13 protein-coding genes are annotated in these 22457 nt (G+C 47.7%); 9 read left to right on the forward strand and 4 right to left on the reverse strand.

What is annotated here, in order from left to right:
• Window positions 1-6 precede the first annotated feature (6 nt).
• Window positions 7-696 carry a hypothetical protein gene (locus IQ268_RS15380; RefSeq protein ID WP_228035397.1) on the forward strand — a complete coding sequence of 230 codons (690 nt, stop codon included), beginning with the start codon at window positions 7-9 and terminating at the stop codon, window positions 694-696.
• A gap of 98 nt (window positions 697-794) precedes the next feature.
• On the opposite strand, the gene IQ268_RS15385 is transcribed toward IQ268_RS15380, so the two are convergent.
• Complete coding sequence (locus IQ268_RS15385) at window positions 795-1070, reverse strand: hypothetical protein (RefSeq protein WP_228035399.1); 276 nt, start codon at window positions 1068-1070, stop codon at window positions 795-797.
• A 975-nt stretch (window positions 1071-2045) separates the two neighbouring features.
• Between IQ268_RS15385 and IQ268_RS15390 the strand changes: the two genes are divergently transcribed.
• From IQ268_RS15390 to IQ268_RS15400, 3 genes are all read left to right on the forward strand, one after another.
• Entirely contained in the window at window positions 2046-3488 is a 1443-nt protein-coding gene (locus IQ268_RS15390; RefSeq protein WP_193880582.1) for an efflux RND transporter periplasmic adaptor subunit, read from the forward strand.
• 38 nt (window positions 3489-3526) lie between these two features.
• Window positions 3527-6736 carry an efflux RND transporter permease subunit gene (locus tag IQ268_RS15395; protein WP_193880586.1) on the forward strand — a complete coding sequence of 1070 codons (3210 nt, stop codon included), beginning with the start codon at window positions 3527-3529 and terminating at the stop codon, window positions 6734-6736.
• A 191-nt stretch (window positions 6737-6927) separates the two neighbouring features.
• Window positions 6928-7131 carry a hypothetical protein gene (locus IQ268_RS15400; protein WP_193880589.1) on the forward strand — a complete coding sequence of 68 codons (204 nt, stop codon included), beginning with the start codon at window positions 6928-6930 and terminating at the stop codon, window positions 7129-7131.
• 251 nt (window positions 7132-7382) lie between these two features.
• Here IQ268_RS15400 and IQ268_RS15405 read toward each other — a convergent pair whose 3' ends face one another.
• Together IQ268_RS15405 and IQ268_RS32920 are read right to left on the reverse strand one after the other, a co-directional pair.
• Window positions 7383-7697, reverse strand: coding sequence for a hypothetical protein (locus tag IQ268_RS15405; protein WP_193880592.1), 315 nt, complete (start codon window positions 7695-7697; stop codon window positions 7383-7385).
• A gap of 115 nt (window positions 7698-7812) precedes the next feature.
• Window positions 7813-7947: a hypothetical protein gene (locus tag IQ268_RS32920; protein WP_255527202.1), complete on the reverse strand. Its 135-nt coding sequence runs from the start codon at window positions 7945-7947 to the stop codon at window positions 7813-7815.
• Between the two features lie 243 nt (window positions 7948-8190).
• Here IQ268_RS32920 and IQ268_RS15410 point away from each other — a divergent pair, with 243 nt between their 5' ends.
• Window positions 8191-8559, forward strand: coding sequence for a helix-turn-helix transcriptional regulator (locus tag IQ268_RS15410; RefSeq protein ID WP_193880595.1), 369 nt, complete (start codon window positions 8191-8193; stop codon window positions 8557-8559).
• 244 nt (window positions 8560-8803) lie between these two features.
• On the forward strand, window positions 8804-9676 hold the full coding sequence (locus IQ268_RS15415) for an ImmA/IrrE family metallo-endopeptidase (protein WP_193880598.1): 873 nt from the start codon (window positions 8804-8806) through the stop codon (window positions 9674-9676).
• A gap of 250 nt (window positions 9677-9926) precedes the next feature.
• On the opposite strand, the gene IQ268_RS15420 is transcribed toward IQ268_RS15415, so the two are convergent.
• Window positions 9927-16544 (reverse strand): DUF4347 domain-containing protein, encoded by a 6618-nt coding sequence (locus IQ268_RS15420; protein WP_228035400.1) that lies wholly within the window; start codon window positions 16542-16544, stop codon window positions 9927-9929.
• A 637-nt stretch (window positions 16545-17181) separates the two neighbouring features.
• Between IQ268_RS15420 and IQ268_RS15425 the strand changes: the two genes are divergently transcribed.
• The 3 genes from IQ268_RS15425 to IQ268_RS15435 form a co-directional block, all read left to right on the forward strand.
• Window positions 17182-17961 carry a peptidyl-prolyl cis-trans isomerase gene (locus tag IQ268_RS15425; RefSeq protein WP_193880604.1) on the forward strand — a complete coding sequence of 260 codons (780 nt, stop codon included), beginning with the start codon at window positions 17182-17184 and terminating at the stop codon, window positions 17959-17961.
• A 52-nt stretch (window positions 17962-18013) separates the two neighbouring features.
• A complete protein-coding gene (locus IQ268_RS15430) occupies window positions 18014-18793 on the forward strand; it encodes a peptidylprolyl isomerase (RefSeq protein ID WP_193880607.1) in 780 nt (259 codons plus the stop codon).
• A 405-nt stretch (window positions 18794-19198) separates the two neighbouring features.
• A partial coding sequence (locus IQ268_RS15435; RefSeq protein ID WP_193880611.1) for a DUF4347 domain-containing protein occupies window positions 19199-22457 on the forward strand: 3259 nt, incomplete at its 3' end.

Below are 22457 nucleotides of genomic sequence, written 5' to 3' on the forward strand. Positions count from 1 at the left end.
ATACGAATGATGCATCAAAAACCGTTAAAAGCACGGCTTTGTCTGGTTGTAATTGGTGTTCTTGCTGGAGGAACGATCGCCTGCCAACCCAACTCACCTGGCACGGGGTCTCCCTCAGCCGTTCCCGATGCTTCTAATCCGTCCAACAACACGGGTGCGATCGCTCCATCCCAGTCGCCACGGACGGAGCCAACTCAACCGAGTCTGGCAACTTATCGCAGCGATCGCCTTGGAGTTCAGTTCAGCTATTCTGCTGATGAGTTTGTAGTGGACAATGAACCACCCGTTCCTGCTAGCACCGCAGATGCCGCAACGGCTGATATTGATGTGTGGACCAAAAAACACGATCAACAGATTCGCGCAGGAGCCTATAACGGAGGAACAGAATACCCTGCCAATGTCCACATCTTTGTCCGCAATAACCCACAGCAGTTATCATTGCGGGACTGGGTGGAGCAAAGCAATTTGTTTGGCATTGTGAGCGGCAACTTTAACCAGACAACGGTGGCCGCACAGGACGCGATCGCCTTTGAGTCAAGCGGCTTATATGAAAACGAAAGCGTTGTCTTTGCCAGCCCTGATGGAGCCAGGGTGATCGTCATTGAGGTTGCTAAGGTCGGGAATGAGGTCAACGATGCACCTTACCAAACCGTCTTTGAACAGATCATTCGCTCCTTTGAGTTTGTAGGCGAATAAACCCACCAGGGGGCGATCGAGCTACACTTCAACGATCGCTGTAATTAGGGAAACGATCGCCCTCTCGTCAATTAAAGGGCGATCGCTCCTCTGTCTGGTTACTCGAATCGAATCTGCCGCATCAGCAAGCTCATCCTGTCCCCATCGTTGGGAGTGATGAGCAACTGCTGGTTAGGGATGGCAATCAGCGGACTCCACAATCCCGCCTCTACATAATGCAGGTTATGCAACAGGTGGATGGTATGACGAATAGCGCGAGGAGAGCCAATCAGCACATGCTTAAGCGGGTCACGTTCGGGTGGAAGGGCGATCGAGGGATGGCAAACTGCTGGAGCGCTGGTGGCTCCAGCAGAATTCAGTAATAATTGCGTCATGGGTTTTCACTTCCTTTGATAAGACAGGCCAGGAAAACCCAAAAATTTAGCCACCCCGTGCCAATGCTCACAGCAAATCGGGGTGGCTGGGAAGAGTTAAAATACTTCCTTAGCCCACCAACTGCTTGCTCCAGTTTGGCTGGGTCAGCGGCTCGGAGTTGCTCGTAACAACTTCGGGTCGCGTTTGACTAAATTTTCGGGCGGTGCGATCGCCACTCTACTGAGTCGCGATAAGATCTCAACCTACCGTATCTGCAAAAGAGAGTCAATATCTTATACTGAGAACTTCACCCTGCTAACGTGCCGCAAAACAGATAAGGGGCGAGGAGATAACCCGTCAGCGGCGTTTAGTAGAGCCTGAGCGATCGGCAGCATCCCTCTACACTGATATCATCGTCCGATTCATGCCACTTTCAAGCCTACCCGTAGAGTTGATCAGACGCTTCACTCTATCGATTCGCCTAACTGGGGGATGTTCCCGCAATGTGAAGAATGATAAAAATCTTTTCAGAACGACTGTTTCAGTTGAATATCAGGAGCGGGCACTGAGATAGCAACCTATATCAATTTGACGGAAGATTAATCCTCTTGTGCCTATAATTGTTAAGCATACGTAACAGCAGTTAATGCGCGTCATGGCTTTTACCTAAGTTTTTACCTAAGCAAAGACATCAATTGAAGCCCTATTATTACTCCTCAGGTTAAATTGACAGACTCTAAACCTGGCTCAAAAAGTTCCAGCCTAAATTCTAAGCCTAAAGTTCTAAGCCTAAACTAGTTGCTTTCATAACCGCTGCTTAACCCCAAACTATTCAACCTGCAATTTTCTCTCTGAGGTGAACGCTAACCCTCACAATGAAGCCATCCGCATTGAGTATTAAACATTGGATCGCCAAGGCATTGAATCAGTGAAATAGTAGGCACACGCTTGTTCTGAAGACCACGTTCTAGCAGACTGTACCATCATCTTTGGTTATGGAAACTTCCGATCCTCAAACTTCAGTTCCCGAAAGTCCATCTCAGCGCGCAGCGCTACTACGAGGCAACCGAACCTGGCTGTGGCTGCTGCTCTCATTGTTGCTGTTGGGGGGTGGCGGTTTCATGTTGTGGCGCGTCTTTAACCCCGCTGGTGGAGACCCAGCGCAAATGGCACAACAGGGGCCACAGGCGCTACCCGTTCGGTTGCAGCGTGTTGAAACTGGCACCGTTGAAGACAGTTCAGATTTTGTTGGCACACTGCAAGCACAGCAAGGCATTGAGTTGCGCCCACGCGTAGAAGGTCGCGTCACCCAAATTTACGTTGTGGAAGGGCAAACCGTACAGCAGGGCGATCCAATTGTTGAACTCAGTCCAGAGCGAAGCCGAGCGGAGTTAAATGCCTCGTTGGCTAATGTTAATGCTGCTCTGGCTTCGCGCACCAATGCCCAGGCCGAAGTGAGAGCCGCCGAAGCCGAGCGCACCAGCGCTGCCGCCGATGTGGATCTGCAAAACACCGAATATGAACGCACTAGATATCTGGTTGCAGAAGGGGTGCAGTCTCAACAGCAGCTCGATCAGGTGGAGCGCAATCGCAGCAACGCGATCGCTGCTCTCCAGGCCGCCCAAGAGCGAATCAGTGCCGCGCAAGCTTCTGTGCAGCAAGCCACTGCCACCTACAACCAGGCGCAGGCGGATGCCGAGGCGGTTCGTTCTGGGTTGGACGACACGCTGGTAAATGCACCGATTTCGGGTGTGGTGGGCGACATTCCAGTTCGGTTAGGAGATTACGTTGCCATTGGCGACACGCTCACCAGCATCACCCAAAATTCTCTCTTAGAGCTAGAGCTTGAAGTTCCGGCTGAGCGCCAGAACGACCTGCGCGTTGGGCTTCCGGTTGAAATTACCACCCTGCAAAACACTTCGGCGATCGCCAGTCCGGCAGCAGGTGCGGCCAGCGGTGCATCTGCCAATTCGGGCGGTGGTTCTGTTGCCACCGGACGGATTAGCTTCATCTCACCCACCGTCAATGTTGACCAACAGTTAGTGATAGCCAAAGCCGTTTTTGACAACCCCAGCAATTTATTGCAGGATGAGCAGCGTGTTGAAGCAAGGTTAATTTGGCGATCGCGATCGGGTGTCTTAATTCCAGTCACCTCTATTACTCGTCTAGGTGGTGAAACGTTTGTGTATGTTGCCGAAACGCAGCAAACCGAACAAGGCGATTCAATGCTCGTTGCTCGGCAACGACGAGTGCGGTTGGGTGGTATTCAAGGCAACAACTATCAAGTAATTGAAGGGGTAGAAGCAGGAGAACAACTGGTTGTGTCGGGGCTGTTAAACCTGCAAGATGGTGTGCCCATTATGCCCGAGTCCGAAAATCCCTCTGGACAGAATCCTCAAGCTGGTGGAGCAGCCCCCGGTGGTTCGGCTCCCCAGTAAGACTTGTATTCCACTCGTCCTAGCGTGCGCCTAAGCTTATGTCTGTTGACTTTTTTATCAAGCGACCCGTCTTCACTACTGTTTGCGCGCTGATTGTTTTACTGATGGGAGCCATCAGCATTCCAACTCTGCCCATTGCTCAATATCCAGATATCAGCCCCAAGCAAGTGGTCGTCACCACCAATTACATTGGTGCCGATGCTCAAACGGTTGAAAGTGCGGTAACCAACATCATCGAGCGAGAAATTAATGGTGTCGAAGGGTTGCGCTACATGAATTCCAGTAGCAGCAATGACGGCACCAGTTCTGTCACCATTACCTTTGATGCCTCCCGCGATCAAGATATTGCTGCGGTAGATGTGCAAAACCGGGTGTCTGCGGCAGAACCCCAACTTCCAGAAGAAGTGATTCAATCTGGGGTAACGGTTAGCAAGGAATCGAGTAGCCTGCTGATGGGGTTTGCGCTATTTTCCGAAACCCCAGGAGAGTATGACAGCCTCTTTCTGAGCAACTACGCCGACCTGTATCTAGTTGATGCCATTAAGCGAATCGAGGGAGTCGGCAACGTTCAGATCTTTGGCGAACGCAACTACGCCATGCGCGTGTGGCTTGATCCCAGACGACTCGCTAGCCGTAACTTGGGCGCGCAAGATGTTGTTGATGCGCTGCAAGAGCAAAACATTCAAGCCAGTGCCGGACGGATTGGTCAGCAACCTGCGCCGGACGATCAGGAGTTTCAAATTGACCTGCGTGCGGTTAGCCGACTAAACGATGTCTCTCAGTTTGAAGATATCGTGGTTGCAACCACAGACAACGGCAGCTTGATCCGACTGAGAGATGTGGGTCGGGCTGAACTGGGGGCGGAAAACTACAACTCTTTCTTGCGCTATCGCGGTCAGGAAGCGATCGGTTTAGGAATTAACCAGATTCCAGACAGTAACGCTGTTGAGGTGGCTCGGGGTGTAAAAGAAGAGATGGCGCGGCTGGCTGAAAACTTCCCGCCCGGCCTAAGCTACGGCATCGGATTTGACACAACTGAGTTCATTGAAGCATCGCTACGAGAAGTCATCATCACCCTGCTAATTGCGGTGGGGTTAGTGGTGGCGATCATTTTTCTCTTCCTGCAAGATTGGCGAACCGCGCTGATTCCGTCTATCACCATTCCGCTGGCGCTGGTTGGCACCTTTGCCTTTGTGAATGCGTTTGGCTTTTCAATCAACAGTTTGACGCTGTTTGGTTTGACGTTGGCTACTGGAATGGTGGTGGATGATGCGATCGTAGTTGTAGAAGACATTGCCAGACGCATTCAGGAAGATCGGCTCAAACCTCGACAGGCGGCAATCATCGCTATGCGTGAGTTGATGGGAGCCGTGGTTGCCACCTCGTTGGTGCTGATGGCCGTGTTTGTTCCGGTGGCGTTCTTTCCAGGAACGACAGGGGCACTCTATCGGCAGTTTGCCTTAACCATTGCCTTTTCGATTGTCATTTCAACCTTCCTGGCGTTGACGCTCACTCCCATGCTGTCGGGTTTGTTGCTGCGTCGCAAAGGCAGAGACCGGAGCTTGTTGGGGCGCTTCTTTGGAGCGTTTAATTACTTCCTGGACGGGACGCGAAATCGATACGCACGCTCTCTCCGCTTTTTGGTTCGCGTTAAGGCGATCGTGCTGATTGCCTTTGTCGGTATGCTGTGTTTGACCGGATGGCTCTATACGGCTGTTCCATCTGCGTTTTTGCCCGAAGAAGATCAGGGTTATTTCATTACGATCATTCAGGCTCCAGAAGGGGTATCGCTAAACTACACCAGCAAGGTGATGCAGCAGGTTGAGGAAATGATCTTGCCGTTACCTGAGGTGCGGGCAACCTTTGCGGTGGGTGGCTTTAGCCTGGGAAGCGGTGCCACTGCAAACAGCGGTGCCATTTTTACAACCCTGAATCCCTGGGAAGATCGCGATCGCCCCGTTCAGGCCATCATTGGTGGATTGTTTGGTCAGTTCATGGGAATTTCTGAAGCCAATGTGTTTCCCGTTAACCCGCCTCCTATTCCGGGTTTAGGCAGTTTCGGCGGATTCCAGTTTCAGCTTCAAGATCGCGAAGGGAGACTGGATATTCAAGACCTCGTTGGTTACAAGGATCAGATTCAGGGTGCTGCCAATCAACAGCCAGAGTTACAGGGCGTGTTCAGTACCTATGCTGCCAATACCCCACAACTGCTGATTGAAGTTAACCGTAACCGTGCCAAATCGTTGCAGGTGCCAATTGACGATATCTTTAGTACGCTGCAAACCTATCTGGGGTCGCGCTACGTTAATGATTTCAATCTGGGGCAACGAACCTATCGCGTTTATGTTCAGGCCGATCAGCAGTTCCGGCAAAATCCAGAAGCCATTAACCAACTGTATGTGCGCTCAGAACTGGATGAAATGATTCCCCTGAGCAACTTGGTGACTGTTACTCCCACCACTGGGGCACAAACAATCAACCACTACAACCTCTTTCGTTCCATTGAAATTAACGGTGCCCCGGCACCGGGGCGAAGTTCGGGTCAGGCGATCGCAGCAATGGAACGAGCCGCCGCACAAGTGTTACCCGCCAGCGTCGGCTACGAGTGGGCAGGCACCTCTCTGGAAGAGATCGAATCGGGTGGGCAAGCTCCGATTATCTTTGGCTTAGGATTAGTTCTCGTGTTTCTGGTGCTGGCGGCTCAGTATGAGAGCTACATCGATCCGACCATTATTATGCTGGCGGTGCCGTTGGCGATTATGGGAGCGTTAGCCGCTCAAATGCTGCGTGGCTTGCCCAACGATGTGTATTGCCAGGTGGGTCTGGTAATGTTGATCGGTTTAGCTAGTAAGAACTCGATTTTGATTGTGGAATTTGCCAATCAATTACGAGAGCAGGGGCGATCGATCGTTGAAGCAGCACTGGAAGCGTCTGAACTCCGTCTGCGCCCCATCTTGATGACCGCAATCTCGACGCTGGTGGGTATTTTTCCACTGGTGATTGCGGTTGGTGCGGGTGCTGGAAGTCGGCAATCGCTGGGTACAGCCGTCTTTGGCGGTATGTTCATTGCTACGTTCCTCAGTCTGTTTGTCGTCCCGATTTTGTACATCGTGATCAAGTCGCTTAGCGATCGCCTCCGCCCCACTCGCAGACGACCCAGACGGGTTGAAGATGAAACGGTGGAAGACAACCTCACCAGAGTTGAAAGCCCAACCGGCAGCTACCGGATTGAAGGGAGTCCTGAGTAGCCAACCATCGGTTGCTGGTTGAAAAGTTTGCCTCGCTCCATCACAAAGCCCCGGATTAATCCGGGGCTTTTTTTGCGTTTTTTTAAACTTCGTAGAAAAATGTGAACCCGACCTGCATCTGAGCTTCCAAGCGAATATAGTTTTTAGAAAATAACCCGATAGCAGGATGTGCCTCGGCCAGGAGAACAAATATGAGCGTTAGATGTGTTGCTTGCTCCGGTATTCTCACCTGTGCGATTGGTGCCGTTTTAGGGGTTGCGGTTGCCGAGATTAATCAGGGCGATCTCAACCCTCAAGCCCCCAGGCATTATGCCATTGTCGGTTCGGTTCTGGGATTGGCGATCGGTTCTGGTCAGGAAGCCATTCGTCAACTCGACCGGGAAGAAGCTGAGTAGGATCTCATATCGCGATCGCCGGAAAAATAGCAACTTGGGGCTTCAAGCGTAAGCCTTGAAGCCCCAGAAATTGAGGGTAATTTCACACCATCAATTGTCTTTAAGTCAGTCCAAAATCAGTCCAATAGCGCGATCGCTGTGTTTAGCTCACCTGCTTCGAGTGCCATACTTCCTCAGCCGTCGTGTTGCTCTCTTCTAGCACACTTGCCTCACAGACTAAACTAAAGCGATCGCACATGGGGATTTTCTGTCTACCCGTTAAAGTTGGACTTCATGGCTTTGTTTTGCAACCGTCTGCTTCTTTTCCAACAGGTCAGCAGGGATCGAGGACGTTGCGTTAGCCTGACGGGAGTAGCCTTACCTGTTTGATAGGATGCTCTCCAGTTCCAGCGGTATTGGGTTTGGCCGTGGCTGATACTGCGCCAACAAAGATTAATGCGTAACCATAGCCTATTAGTGTGGTGTTGATTCACTTGAGTTGGCTCCGCCATTGGCTGCCAATGTCCGGCCAGTTTAGTGTTGCGTGCAGCGGTGTCCGTCCAGTGATTCATTCCTGTACTAGTCATCCAATGTTTCCTCAATCATGGTTATAGGAAAAGCAGGTTTGGGATACGGCAGTCTAATCAACCCTGGCGATCGCCGCATCGTGCCAGATCTGCTCATTGAGCCAGCGGTTAGTCACTACTGACTCGGAGCCTTCTTTGCCGCTTCTTCCGTCGTGGCGATCGTTGACTTAATCGTCTGTCGCTTCGCCAAAATCTGCTGAAATGCTTCCCAGAGCGCTGCTTGACTGTCTTTTGCTGCAACATAAGGCATACAATGTCTGGCTTGCTAAATGGTTTGCTTGATATAGTAGGAATAGTTTGCAAACTGTAGTTCGCATTTAGTTCACGTGTACTACTCTACCATCCCCCTTTGTTCTGTGCAAGATAGAACGACATGATTTGTAAACTGTAGTTGTCAAGTGTCACACCTAATAACAGATCAGTTGTTACAGACACTTATCGAACCAAGTCTGTGACAGCGGTTCAGTTTATCGCCTCAGCTTCGTGATTGGATATGGATAATTTTGGTAAACAGGTACGCGATCGCCGCTTACGAGAAGGTTTGAGTCAAGAGGAATTGGCTCAACAGGTTGGCATTTCGCGCAACTACTTGTCTCAGATTGAGCGAGGGCAGGCAACTAATCTGTCGTGGCATGTCATGGAACGGCTAACCTCTGTTTTAGGCTTGAAGCAAGACTCGCCTGATTCCGCTCCAGAAGCACTGTCTCTATCTCCTAGCCTGGCCGAGTTCGTCAAGGCGGCAAATTTGCCACCTGATGATGTGCTGATGTTGGCTCACTTAAAGTATCGAGGACAGCAGCCCACTACTCCTGAAAAATGGGAACTTCTCTATAACGTGATTAAGATGACTGTGGGAAAATAAGACCGTGGTCTTCAAAGACTGGCTTGTAGGAGTATGTGTTAATGGGCGTTGCTGAACGACGGTATGAATTCGCTCCTCAACCCTCCATCCTGAGAACCGTTCCACCCGTTAAAGTCCGTTAATTCTAGGGGATTTAGGGGGCGAGCAAAGCCATGACCGCTCAACAAGTCATCCGTCCATGCAGCAACGCCTATGTATTAACGCGCCTCTACAGAGATAGCTTGAGGTTTCGAGACGCAATCCTATGAATCAGGTCAATTCAGCTCGACCGTATCGGCATCCGGGAGCAGCGTTTCTATCGCACTACGGCACCGTTCAGTCTGAAGAGGATGTGTATCAATATGTGGAATTTCTGCGACAGGCAGCTCAATTAGATGATCAGCCTCCTATTGATCTTTCGCCCATTTATCTACACTTTGGCATTCCTACGCCTCTGCGAGTTCCTCTAGAGGAGCAGCAAGGAATTTTGGTAGATAGCCGTACTGGCATTATCTTAATCAAAGAAGATGATCCCATTGTGCGTCAACGCTTCACCGAAGGCCACGAATTACTGGAGTTGTTGTTTGATGGGCTGGATCAGTCCAGTCCAGGCACTAAACTTCCTGCCGAGATAGTACAGCGCAAAGAAAGATTGTGCGATCAAGGATCTGCCGATTTGTTGATGCCCAAATCATCCTTTATGCCAAAGGTTAATGAATTAGGAATCTCATTGAATACAGGACGGGCGATCGCCACGCTCTATCAAACCTCACTAATAGCTACATTGATGCGAATGGTGCAATACACTACAAACGATTGTGCATTAGTGATGTGGCGTTCTGCATTGAAGCCTTCTGAAGTCAAGGCTTTGGGTAATTTGGACGTTCGCCCCCACAAAAAGTTGCGAATCTGGTGGAGGTTGCAATCAGCAGGCTGGACAGGCGGGTTCATCCCCAAAGACAAATCGGTGCCGTCCGATTCTCTCATTGCCACTGTTTATGACACCGGGCAGTCATTGAGCGATCGCGAAAGAATGCATCTAGGCTCCGCTGTCATTGACTGTTATGTTGAAGCGCTGCGGTTGCAGATGGGAGAAAGCAATTGTGTACTCTCGCTGTTACATCTCCTCAACGATTAGATATCTCTGCCTCTTGCCTCATCAAACGCCAGCCAGGATGCAAGTAATAGCATCCTGGCTGAGGTGTGTGATATGAGGTATTTGTCGCTACCAGTTCAGAGTGATGGCACTGCGTAAATTTGAGGAACCAAGGGTTTCTGGCAGTAGCTAGGTTTCAATAGTGGTCAACTTAATGCTCTGCCCTTCCAGCCATTGCTCTTTTGTCTGCCTCTTGTTGAGAAGGGTAAAAGATATCAGGCAAGGATAACTATCAGATTCTGCTAACAAAGTCCGCCTGACTGATTTGGTTAGAGTTCGTTCCTATCAACACGGCAACCGTTTTGTTCTGGAATTCAATTAGGGTATTTTTGCCATTTTGAACTACCTCTATCTGACCAAAAACCTTTTTGGCGTTTACCCCGGTGAGTGTTAGTTTATCAACTCCATCTTCAAAGTCTTGAATTAAGGCAATGCCTTGACGGTTCAAAACGAAGACATCTTTCCCGGCACCGCCACTCATCTGATTTTTGCCTTTGCCACCATCCAGAATATCATTACCTCTACCACCTACTAAGATGTCGTTCCCCTGCCCACCCAGACAGCGATCGTTGCCAATACCGCCAATCAGCTTGTCGTTACCAGCACTTCCAACTAGTAGATCGTTGCCGCTGTCGCCAGTGAGCTTGTCATCACCGGCTTCACCATAAAGCTCGTCATTTTCTTGCCCACCAAAGAGCCGATCGTTACCGCTGCCGCCGTAGAGTTTATCCCTTCCTTCAAGGCCATAGATTTTATCGTTACCTGCACCCCCATACATTATATCATTGCCATTTTCACCGTAGAGCGTGTCATTTCCGTCTTCTCCATACAAAATATCGTTTCCGTTTTCGCCAGAAATGATGTCGTTTCCTGTGCCACCATAAATTAGATCATCTCCATCACCGCCCGTTAAAACATCATCTCCATCCAGGCCGTTGATGATATCGTCTTTCTCGCGTCCTATAATTTGATCCGGTAGAACGGAGCCATCGATGGCTTTGGCAATGACTGTCAAGTTGAAGGCGGGTAAGCTAGTGTTTGCTAGACCATCAGAAACACTAATCACAATGTCTGTAGTAGTCCCTGCATTCCCCTGCACTGGAGTACCGCTCAGCTTACCAGTTGCCGGATCAAATGTGGCCCAAATCGGTTTGTTCTGAATAGAAAAGGTTAGTGAGCTACTGTCAACATCCTGTGCAAATGGAATGAATTCATAGGAGAATTCCTCGTCGATACTTAGTTTGGGAGTTCCTGTAATCGTAGGAGCATCATTAACGGCATTAACGGTAATATCAATTGCATCATTGTCGGAACGGATACCGCCACTACCAGCGTTGCCGCGATCGTTCGTAGTAATGACCAGCGTATCTTTACCGTTGTAGTTGAGGTTGCCACGGTAAACCAAGCCATTCAATGCTGCATTGATGTTAGCGATCGTACCATTAAATGTAAGAATTGAAGCGGACGATGTTCCTTGAGTAAAGGTTAATCCTGTCGTTTGCGCCAGAGACAGCGTTCCTTTCGCAACCGATAGGGTTACTTCAGCTAAACCCGTACCTTCGTCAACATCTGTGTCGCTAATGCTAATTGCATTCCCTTTGATACTGCTAAAAACCAGATCGGTGTCTTCATTCACTGTCTGTGCCAACGGCACTGAGTTGATAGGCGCATCGTTGACTGCTGTGACTAAGATGCCAACAGATTTACTTGTCGTTAACGTACCTCCAGCACCGCTGTTACCTTGATCGCTGGCAATAACTGTAAGTTTGTCCAGCCCATGATAGTTATCATTTCCCTGATACGCCAGACTCTCTAGGGCAGCATTAATGGCTGCAAGAGTACCAGAGAAGGACATCGTGATGTCTGCTTTGCCGCTACCTTGAGAGAAAGTTAATCCCTCTACGTTCCCCAGGGTCAATACGCCGTTGTTAACCGTTAGCGTGACAAGCTGCGGATTATTACCAGCGTCAACGTCGCTGATTAAAATGCGGTTGTTTCCAGTGAAACTCAAGACCGTATCTTCAGCAACGGTCTGTGTATCGGAACTGGCGATAACAGGTGCATCATTAATCGCATCAACATTGATGGTAACCAGATTGATTGCAGATTTAGGGCCACCGCTCCCGTTATTACCGAGATCGTTGACTTCAATTTGAACAGAGGCTTTACCATTAAAGTTGGTGGTCGGTTTGAATAATGCTCCATCCAAAGCAGCATTAATATCCGTTAAGTTACCCGTCAAAGTGATGACTGCATCGTCTGTACCAGTGCCAGTCGAAAAGGTTAAGCCAGTTGTGCGACTGAGGGTTAGTGTCCCTTGAGTTGTAGTCAGCTTGGCTTGAATCAGGCTGTCCCCAGCATCTGGATCAGCGATACTCAAACGTGCGTTACTATCGAAGATAAACGGCGTATCTTCATTAATAGTTTGTTCGTTGGGAACCGTGATCTCGGGCGGATCATTTTCTGAAGCTACTTCAATAATGGTTTTGACTGGATTGCTGATTCCACCATCACCGTCATCAATGGTGATCGAAATGGTGCGACTACCAATTGGTACATCTGAAGTATTGCGGTAGGTTAAATTTTGAATCAACGCTTTAACAGCGGCTGGTGTCGCACTGTTGTTGAAATTGACAAGCAGTTTCTTGCCATTGCTACCATCGTTGACGGTATCGACCATCCCGATAGTTACGCCTCCAAAGGCTACGTTGATTCCATCAAAACTGATCTGTCCCGATCCGGTGCCCTGGTTGCGGAATGAAAGCTGATCTTCTGCACTGCCGCCGTTGCTATAGGTGATGCTGAGGTTGCCCCCGTCAAAGTCGGCTGAGTCTACATCTGTCACCGTCACGCTTTCGTCAATTAACGCTGGAGCTGCGTTGACTTCTGTACCAGCAAAGTAAACTAAACTGACTAATCCTGCGATCGCTGGGGCATCGTTGACGTTGGTGAAATTAACTGTTGCAGCCTGAGCTGTAGTGGTTGCTGCGCCATCGCTGACACTAACTTTATAGGAAGGTGCTATTTCACCACCGTCATGAACAAAACGTACTTGCCCTGCTGCTACCTGCGCTTGAGTAAAGCTAGTTCCAGTGATTCCATTAATCCGAAAGCTGCCATTTTGAACATTGTTGACCGTGAAGATTAAATCAGCAGCGTTGTTGTCAACATCCGTTGCGCTAAAGTTGCTAGAGTTTAGAACAACTGTCTCTCCTTCCAGAATGGTGAGGCTGTTGTTAACTAGTACAGGCGGATCATTTTGAGCTGTAACATTGATGATAGTGCTGACGGGATTACTTGTGCCGCCATCACCGTCGTTGAGTGTAATCGCGATCGTACGACTGGGAATGGGCGTATCTGAGATATTCTGATAGATGAGGTTTTGGATCAGAGCTTTGACATTGGCAGCCGTTGCATTACTGTTGAGTTGAAGCATCAAGCCACTGCCATTACGCCCATCTTGGATGGCATCAATTGTACCAATTGCTGTTCCGGCAAACGTTATGGTTGTGCCATCGAACCCGATCTGTCCGGCTCCAGTGCCCTGATTACGGACAGAGAGCTGATCTTCGGGGCCGCCACCGCTGGTATAGCTGATCGTTAGATTTCCATCTTCAAAGTTAGCGGAATCTACATCCACAACTGTGACAACGTCATCAATTACCTTGAAGGCATCGTTGATCTCATTTTCGTTGAACGTCACCGATCCAGCTAACTCAGTAATGACAGGAATATCGTTGACTGGATTTACAGTGATGTTGATTGTATCTGTGTCTGCCTTTGCACCACCGCTACCGAAATTACCTAAATCATTTGTTGTGACAGTCAGCGTATCATTACCATTAAAATTCAGGTTGCCTCGGTAGGTTAAACCGTCTAGAGCAGCATTGAGGTTTGCTAATGTACCTTTGAAGGTCATCACTTTGTTGTTGCTACCATTGCCACTGACAAAGGTTAGTCCCGTCGTGCGCGATAAAGACAACACCCCATTATTAACGGACAGCGTAATTTGAACTTGTCCGTTTCCTTCACTCACATCCAGATCACTAACGCTGATTAGATTGCCACCGATCGTGTTAAAGACTAGATTGGTATCTTCATTGATGCTTTGGCTACTGGGAACTGTGTTGACTGGAGCGTCATTAACCGGGTTGACTGTGATGCTAACAATGTCTGTATCTGTTTTGGTACCGCCACTGCCTGTGTTGTCGCGATCGCTCGTCACTACAGTTAGAGTGTCAGCCCCGTTAAAGTTTAAATTGCCTCGATAGATCAATCCACTGAGCGCCGTATTGATAGCTGCAACAGAACCACTGAAGGTCATAATACTGTTGCTTGTACCTGTGCCCTCTGAAAACTCCAATCCAGTAGTTTGGGCAAGGGTGAGTACACCTTTCGTCACAGAAAGGGTGATTTGGAGAGTTCCGTCTCCTTCATTAGCATCTATATCGCTGATGCTAATGGCGTTGCCGTTGCCTGAATTGAAGACTAGATTAGTGTCCTCGTTAACGCTTTGAATCCCTGGAACTGCATTAACTGGTGCATCGTTCACGGCTGCAACTGTAATATCGACCGTGTTATCTGCGGATAGGCTTCCCCCACTACCGGTATTGCCACGATCATCTGTTAAGATCCGCACAGATGCTGCTCCATTGAAATTTGCAGTAGGAGTAAACGTCATACCGTTAAGAGCCGTGTTGATGGAGGTCATACTCCCGGTCACGGTCATCGTTGAATTGGCAATTCCGTTTCCTTCAGAAAAAATCAGCCCACCAGTGTTGCTGAGCGTTAGGACACCATTCGTTGCAGTGAGGGTGACACGAACCGAACTGCCGCCTGCATCAGGATCACCAATTGCGATCAGCGTGCTGTTCGCAAAGGTGAGAATCGTATCTTCGTCAATAGTTTGAGCAGGAGGAACCGTATTAAATGGAGCGTCATTGCTGGCAGTAACGTTGATAACTGTCGAAATTGCACTGCTCGTACCACCGTCCCCGTCGTTGACGATAACTGAAATACTTCGAGCGGCAACAGGAGTATCAGATGTGTTTTGATATGTAAGACTTTCAATTAACGCTTTCACAGCCGCAAGCGTCGCATTTGGGCTAGTGAAGTTGATTAACAGGCTCTTACCGCTGCTACCGTTGCTGGTAATATCAATTGAGCCAATCGCATTACCATTGAAGCTAATGCTCCTGTTGTTGACGCTAATTGCCCCTGAACCTTGAATAGAAAGCTGATCTGCTGCACTCGCACCGCCTGTGTAGTTGATGGTGAGACTACCGCCCTCAAAATCTGGGGAGTCAACATCAGCAACAGTAACATTACTATAGAGCAGTGTAGCTGCGCTATTGAGCGCATTCTCACTAAATGTGACCGAACTTACTAACCCTGACAAAACCGGAATGTCGTTAATGTTGGTGAAGTCGATGGTCGCTGGTTTTGAAGGAGCCGTATTAAAGTTATCGGAAACGGTAACAGTGTAGCTGGGAGCTAGTTCTCCACCATTGTGGACAAATTTTACCTGTCCTGCATTTACTTGAGCCTGGGTAAAGCTAGTTCCAGGCAAATTGTTGACTAAAAATTGCCCATTTTGAACGTCACTGACAGCAAAAAGAATCTTTGTCGGGTCGCTGCTATCGACATCGGTTGCCAGTAGATTGGTATTGGTCAGTGTAACAGTTTGCCCTTCTTGAACCGTCAGAGCATTGTTGACGATGCGCGGTTCCGCAAAGAACCGAATTGAGGAGACACCGTTGAGGCTAGATGTATTAGATGAATATTGAAGCGCAGTCGTGCCGTTCTTGTTAAGCCCAATAGTTGCGGCGGCACCGTTATCATATTGCGGATTACCCAATGAGGTGTCTGCATAAACGAAATCGATGTTGTTACTGCCTTCATACAAAACAACCTGAAACGTAACGCCATCGTTGACATCATTGTGGGGTAAATTATTCCATTGCACAATGAAGCGACGGTTCGATCCACTTCCCAAGGTTGCTGTGTAAAGCTGGCCACCAGCTAAGTCTGTCCAGAAGGGCAAAATCCCCATCACTGTTCCTGTGCCACCCAGACTGCTTTTGGGAATCGTTCCATTATTGGGTGAGAGATTGCCTGTCTTGGTATTGAAAACGATACCGCCGTTATCAGCGATCGTGATTGATGTGGAGTTGGTGCTGTAGAAGTTAAACGTGAAGGGTAAGTCGATGCCTTGCTCTGCATCGTCAATTAGATCATACTTGGTGCCAGTAGTGCTGATGTCGGTAAAGGCAACAAAGCCACCTGCTTCCTTTGAGTCGATGTATCGATAGTTGCCATCGGTGCCAGTCGCCAAAATTCCGGCGTAGGTTGCCAGAACTTCAGCGTCGAACACAGCAGGTGCTTTAGTTTGAGAACCGACCTTCACATCTAGCGACCAACTGCCTCCTAGAGCTGTATTGCCCACAGGTTTGTCTGAGGCGTGAAGCGTTGCCCCAGTCAGTTGATGTAGCCGTTCTACAAACTCAGATCCAGCGTCGCCAGCGGCAGCATTGCAGCTATAGAGTACAAGTGAAGCAGTAGCCGAGTGAGCCGCAAACCAGGACTGCAAATCCCAAGCATAGTGCTCCAGTGTCCCCAGACTCAACTCCGAGTTGCCCAATTTTAGCAGCCCGGGGGCACCGTGACAAACTAGATGTACGCTATCAAATTGGCTATAACCTGCCAAAGCCCGCGTAATTTGAGCCACTCCATCTTCGTCAGATACTAGAACTTCTACAATTGCTAAATTGCCGACATTGCTGACAAAGAAATCATAATTTTCGACATTGGCATCAACAAAAACGATTGTTGAACCGACAGATTGGGACAAACACTGTAATGAGTTCATATTTTTCGGGATCTGGAGATGAAGCGCCCACGGCTGATCAGTTGTGTCAATAGTGACGGCACAGTGGCATCAGCAGACGTAACTATTGGGTTTCCTTTGCCACTTGATTTATCAATTCCCTAAACTTCTGAGAAACGAACTGTTGCAGAGGACTTTATCAAAAGTTCAAGGCACTGTTAATGCTGATTGATTTCAGTAATTGCTAAACCACTACATCCACCAAACAGAACTGTTTTTTGCCGTTAGCAAAGAACTTCAGTATATTCTGGGGTGTACTGGCAGTGAATGCAGTAATTATATTGAAACCCGAGCCGATGGGACTGAATTAAAAAAACGACAACAGTAATAATCCTGAATTCAAAGCCTCAGGATATGCCTTTCGTTCATAATCATGAACGTCTATCGATTGCACTACAATCTGTTTCGACTTCAACTTTTTTGGGCATTCTCCGAAGAGAAGTTGTTCAAACCGTTTGAGACAGGAACGTGACGGGAACTAAGAAATATTTGATTAGATTCCTATTATGTAGTTCTGTCTAGAAAGCTTGGGCGAGACTTCAGGTAAATGACTTAGTAAGCCCGCTTGCGTTTATCCAGATAGTTCATGAGGAATATGTCCATGACAGATATTGATTCGCTGGCCTTCTTGAATGTTGGAAACCGATCAATTTCGTTAGGTCAGGCACTGCGCTACCTGCAACGTTCTGGCAAACTGATGACGTTCATGAGCGAAATTGTTGGTCAGCATTTGGTGTTTGAGGAAATTCAGTCCCACACTGATTTGGAAGTTGGAGTTGCAGAACTGGAAAAGGCCGTTGAAACATTTCGTGCAAATCAGCAGTTGACTGATCCCGATCGCTTCCAGCAATGGCTTATGAGTCAAGGATTGAGTTATGGTTCGTTCTGTACTCGTATTGCGGATGAGCTAAAAATTGAAAAGTTGAAATCACACATCAGCGAACAGAATTTATCTGCCTACTTCGAGAGTAATGGTGCGGCACTTGATCAAATCAAGTTAACTTATATCGTTGCGAATGAACAAAGTGTGGCAGATGAAATGCGTAAGCGAATTGGTCGTAAAAAATCAAACTTTGACGTAATTGCTGCCGAATGTATCAATCAGGTTTTCTTACATGAATCTGATCAGCTCAGCTTGAAGAAGGAAACCCTTCGGCGTGGACAATTGCGACAAGAGCTAAAGCAAGCACTCGACCAGGTATCTTCTGGTGATTTGGTTGGTCCGATTGAGGTAGAGCAACGGTGGTGGATTATCAAAGTTGAAGATGTCCAACCTGCTCAACTAGAAGGTGAGCTGAAGCAGCAGCTAGAAGCTGACTTTTTTAGACAATGGTTGAATGAACGAATTCAGCAAATGCCAATTCGGTTAGCCGTCGGCTAAGTAATTTGCAATCAACATCACCGCTAATTCATTGAGTACAACAGGTAAAATTATGACGGACTTTAACTCTCTTTCATTCATGACAATCAACGGTCAGGCAATTTCTCTGGCACAGGCGCTTCAATATCTGCAACGCTCAGGTCAGCTTGATACGATCGTAAGCGAAATTGCCAGCCAGCATCTTTTGTCACAAGAATTGCAGTCCCGCACTGATTTGGAGATTGGTGTAACTGAACTAGAAGAGTCTGTGCGAGATTTTCGGAATCGCAATCAGCTTCAAGAGGCATCTGCGTTCGAGCAATGGCTGACCAATTCTGGACTGAGCTACACTGCATTCATCAACCAGATAAGTGAGGCTTTGAAGCTGAAGAAGCTGAGAGTTGCAGTGAGTGAGCAGAATGTAACCAGCTACTTTGCAGAGAAACACACCGCTCTGGATGAGTTTAAGCTAACGTATGTAGTTACGACCGAAAAAGAAAAAGCAGAAGAGTTCCGTTCTCGAATGGATGCCGGACAAGCTAATTTTGATGACATTGCTCGTGAGTGCGTTAACGAAGCGCTGTTCAACCATTCTGATACGGTTAGCTTTAAGAAGGAATCGGTACGACGCGCTCAAATTCGTCCTGAACTCCAGGCTGTACTAGAAGGAGCCGTTGCCAATTCGATTGTGGGACCCGTTGAGATTGATCAAGGCTGGTGGGTCATCAAAGTCGAGGAAGTGATTGAAGCTCAACTTGAAGGTGGATTGAAGCAGCAGCTTGAAACAGAATTCTTTAAGCAATGGCTGAACCAGAAGATCCAGCAAGCACCAATTGCGTTCGCCATGACCTAGGTAAAAGGCTAAATCTGCTTCGAAGTCATTTAAGCAAATTTGGATAAACTTTCAGCTTCTGGGTAATCAGGTTGGATTGCTCAGAAGCTTTTTGTGTATGACAGAGTTCTCACAGGCAATCGAGCAGTCAGAGCAGTGAATTAGCCTGGTAATCCTGTGTACGGAAAGCGATAGGCTTGAAAAAAGACAGGTTGAACGGGGAAAATACTGAACTCTATTACTGAAATACCTGTCTTTTGCGTATATTGGGCAGTCAAGCCTTCCTTGCCCTAATGCCATAATTGTGACAATAGATACTGGCATCGCTATCTACTGTTGCCCTAAACCAGCCAAAACAACAGCACGAGCGGTATCTGGTATGAGCGCTACCCAAACGTCACTTTTTGCTCACAAGGAGTCTGATCCGTGGATTTCAATCCAGTGAACCTACCGCAACTGATCCCTTCTATCTCTGCACAGGATGGCAATCCGCTTCACTTGACTTCAAATCCTGAGATCCTTAAAGCGGGGCAGTTACTTCAGTTCAAAGAGGATTTGTTTGTTTCCTCGGTTGAAACAGGGGCTTTATCAGATTCCTTAAACTTGTTGAGTGGCTCACCTACTTTTTTGGGTGCGGATTCCTTGTTGGTAAGTCCACAGGGTTCTTCTACTCCTGCTGATTCCCTCACGGGTAAAGAGGCATCAGAGCAGTGGGTAGGTCAGTGGTCGAGTGATGCATTGGTGGGTGACAGTCTGTTTGCGGTGTCACCTACTCAGCAGCGCTTTTCTCACGAAATCATTTTTATTGATTCCACGGTTGAAGGCTATCAGAGCTTGCTTGCGGGTGCAGATTCAACTGCTGAAGTAGTGCTTCTAGATTCCACAAAAGATGGCATTCAACAGATTAGCCAGGTGTTGGCCCAAAGAAACAACATTACTGCGATTCACATTGTTTCACATGGTAGCAATGGAAACCTATTGCTTGGTTCCACTCAGCTAACTTCGGCAGAATTGGTGCAACGAGCAGATGAATTGCGGGATTGGTCTACAGCTTTAGCTAAAGATGCCGATATTTTAGTTTACGGCTGTGATCTGGCAGCGGGAGAAGCAGGAACCGCCTTCATTCAGCAATTAAGTGATTTAACAGGAGCAGATATTGCCGCTTCAACTAACCGCACTGGCAGCAACGCGCTCGGCGGCGACTGGATATTTGAAGTCAATTCGGGCAGTATCGAAGCGGGACTAGCGTTCTCAGCCAGCGCGATCGCCAACTATAATTCCGTACTAGCAATCCTACTGTCAGGCAATCAGACGTTTACAGGCAACACTACCCTTAACGAAGATATTGTCGTAAGTGGTAATGCAGTTCTGAACGTCCTGGGTAACTTAACCATCGGTAATTTGGGTAAAGTACTTGGTGATGGAGTTGGATCACTCGATAACTTAACTATCAAAGTCAGCGGCAACCTCATTATTGGAGGTAACGTTGGTGGTCAAGGGTTGCAAGACATTGCGATTGAAGCCAATGGCGTTAATCTTCTAAGTGGAGTTGGGCTGGTTGGCGATGATTTCCTACTCACAGCGCAAGTTATTAATATCAACTCAGGTGCAACAATCAATGCAACTGGACGAGTAGACCTAACTGCCATAGCACAGGATCAACCGATTTCTGTCGGTTCTAAAATGCTGAATGTTGCTAAAGTTAATTTGGCTCAAGGCAGCAGTATTACTGCAACAGATATTTCAATTAAGGGATCAGCCTTCTCAAGTGCTTTAAGTTCCGATAATGGTGTTCACTCAGAATTACTAATTGCTGGAAATATCACAGCACTCAATAATATTCTGATTGAATCAAAAACAGATAATAACTTTGTACAACTTGATCAAACACTGGCTGAATTAACAGTTGCTTCTGAATCGATCGCAACTGCGAAAATATACGATGGAGCTATCTTATCTGCTGGAAGTAATCTAAGAATTTCAGCATACACAAGTGGCAACCTTGAATCAATTTTGCAGACTGGCTCAGTTGAAACTAGTGTGGTCGAAAGTGCGATCGCATCAATTGAGACCGCTACCATCAACGTAGGAAGTTTCAACCTTAATGCACAAACCTCTACAAAATACTCTTCAATCGGTCAAACTGTTAAAAATGTAATCTCTGGTGACGCACAAGCTTATCTTCTCAACAGCGCAGTTAAGACTGGAAATGGCAATCTTTCTATTAGTGCAAAAGATACATCAGAGATTAATGCAAAGTCAGCAGATTTATCTGTTGATTTGGATGATATTTTGCCAGGTTTACAATCCCCTGCATTGTTATTGGCGAACGCTGAGGTTGTCAATGAACTGAATCGAAGTGTTAAAGCTTACGTTGACAGTTCTGATGTAACTGTAACTAATGGTACACTTAACGTTCAAGCATTAGCCGACACAACGGTCAGGGCTACTTCAAAAGTGACCTCTGTAACAGCCAGTGAGGCACTGATTAGCACATTTTCCTTAAGTGGTGGTAATACCCTTGCAACTAATAATATTCGTGGTGAAGTCACGGCTTACACGGCGAATAGCAATATTACTACCACAGGTATTGGGGATGTCTCGATCACAGCTCAAAATACATCCCAGATTAGTGCAACTGCTGAATCTGGGATGTTAGCGACTGGCGGCAGCGGATCGGGAATAGGAACTTCAACGGCGTTCAATTCGATTGGTTGGCATCCAGCAAATTCTATCTTCAGTAGTGTTGATGCTCTCCTGGGAACATCATTTTTTGGTGTAGAGGAGGGAGCTGATACAAAAGCATACATGCTAGACACTAGCGTAGTTGCTAGCGGTGAGTTGGCGATCGCTGCTACGTCAGAAATTAATGTTTCTGCAACTGTCAAAAATGCTCTGACTTCTAATTCCTCATCTTCAAGTTCATCTGGTTCAAGTTTTGGCGCAGTTGTAGCATTAAACAAAGTCAGCAGTGGTGCGAATGCATCGATTGATTACTCTGCGGGTTCTGTATCGCGTTCTATAGACGCAGCAGGCATCAATGTTACTGGTACAGATGATGTAAGCATTAGTGCAGACGTCTCTCTCAAAGCTATATCTGAAACCAATGATGTTTCTCCATTCAGCAATGCAAATTCTATTGGAGCATCAGGATTAGTTAGCCTTAATGACATTCGGAGTGGTGCATCTGCGAGCGTTAATAATGCTGAAGTGACTAGTAGCGGTGCATTGGTTGTTCAAGCCATTGGATCAGCAGATATCAGTGCAAAGTTGAGCAGTGAAGTGGCATCAGCAGGCGGAAATCCCTTCGGAAGTGGTACTTCTTTTGCTGCCAATGGGTTAATTGCAACTAACGCTGTATTGAACGGAACTGAAGCATCCATCAGCAATAGTAGCTTATTGGTGGGAGACACGACGGTTGCGGCTGACAATAGTGCATCAATTACAGCGGAAGTTGTCAATGCTACTAAGTCTGGAGATCAAGCGATCGGTGCTACCCTTGCCTTCAATACGATTGGCTGGCAACCACAGAACATCCTGTTCAATACGGTTGATGCTCTGATTGGTGACCCTGCTATTGCAGATGCCTTTGGTGCCTCTGGTGGAGCTGATACGAAAGCCTATCTGCTCAATACTTCTGTCAATAACACAGGTGCTCTCAACCTGAGTGCGACTTCAACAGCAA

Origin of the sequence: Oculatella sp. LEGE 06141 (genome assembly GCF_015207605.1) — a bacterium.
Taxonomy (GTDB): domain Bacteria; phylum Cyanobacteriota; class Cyanobacteriia; order Elainellales; family Elainellaceae; genus Oculatella.

Coding starts and splice junctions, on each gene's coding strand:
- IQ268_RS15380 (WP_228035397.1), top strand. CDS start 7: ATGATGCATCAAAAACCGTTAAAAGCACGGCTTTGTCTGGTTGTAATT.
- IQ268_RS15385 (WP_228035399.1), bottom strand. CDS start 1,070: ATGACGCAATTATTACTGAATTCTGCTGGAGCCACCAGCGCTCCAGCA.
- IQ268_RS15390 (WP_193880582.1), top strand. CDS start 2,046: ATGGAAACTTCCGATCCTCAAACTTCAGTTCCCGAAAGTCCATCTCAG.
- IQ268_RS15395 (WP_193880586.1), top strand. CDS start 3,527: ATGTCTGTTGACTTTTTTATCAAGCGACCCGTCTTCACTACTGTTTGC.
- IQ268_RS15400 (WP_193880589.1), top strand. CDS start 6,928: ATGAGCGTTAGATGTGTTGCTTGCTCCGGTATTCTCACCTGTGCGATT.
- IQ268_RS15405 (WP_193880592.1), bottom strand. CDS start 7,697: ATGACTAGTACAGGAATGAATCACTGGACGGACACCGCTGCACGCAAC.
- IQ268_RS32920 (WP_255527202.1), bottom strand. CDS start 7,947: ATGCCTTATGTTGCAGCAAAAGACAGTCAAGCAGCGCTCTGGGAAGCA.
- IQ268_RS15410 (WP_193880595.1), top strand. CDS start 8,191: ATGGATAATTTTGGTAAACAGGTACGCGATCGCCGCTTACGAGAAGGT.
- IQ268_RS15415 (WP_193880598.1), top strand. CDS start 8,804: ATGAATCAGGTCAATTCAGCTCGACCGTATCGGCATCCGGGAGCAGCG.
- IQ268_RS15425 (WP_193880604.1), top strand. CDS start 17,182: ATGACAGATATTGATTCGCTGGCCTTCTTGAATGTTGGAAACCGATCA.
- IQ268_RS15430 (WP_193880607.1), top strand. CDS start 18,014: ATGACGGACTTTAACTCTCTTTCATTCATGACAATCAACGGTCAGGCA.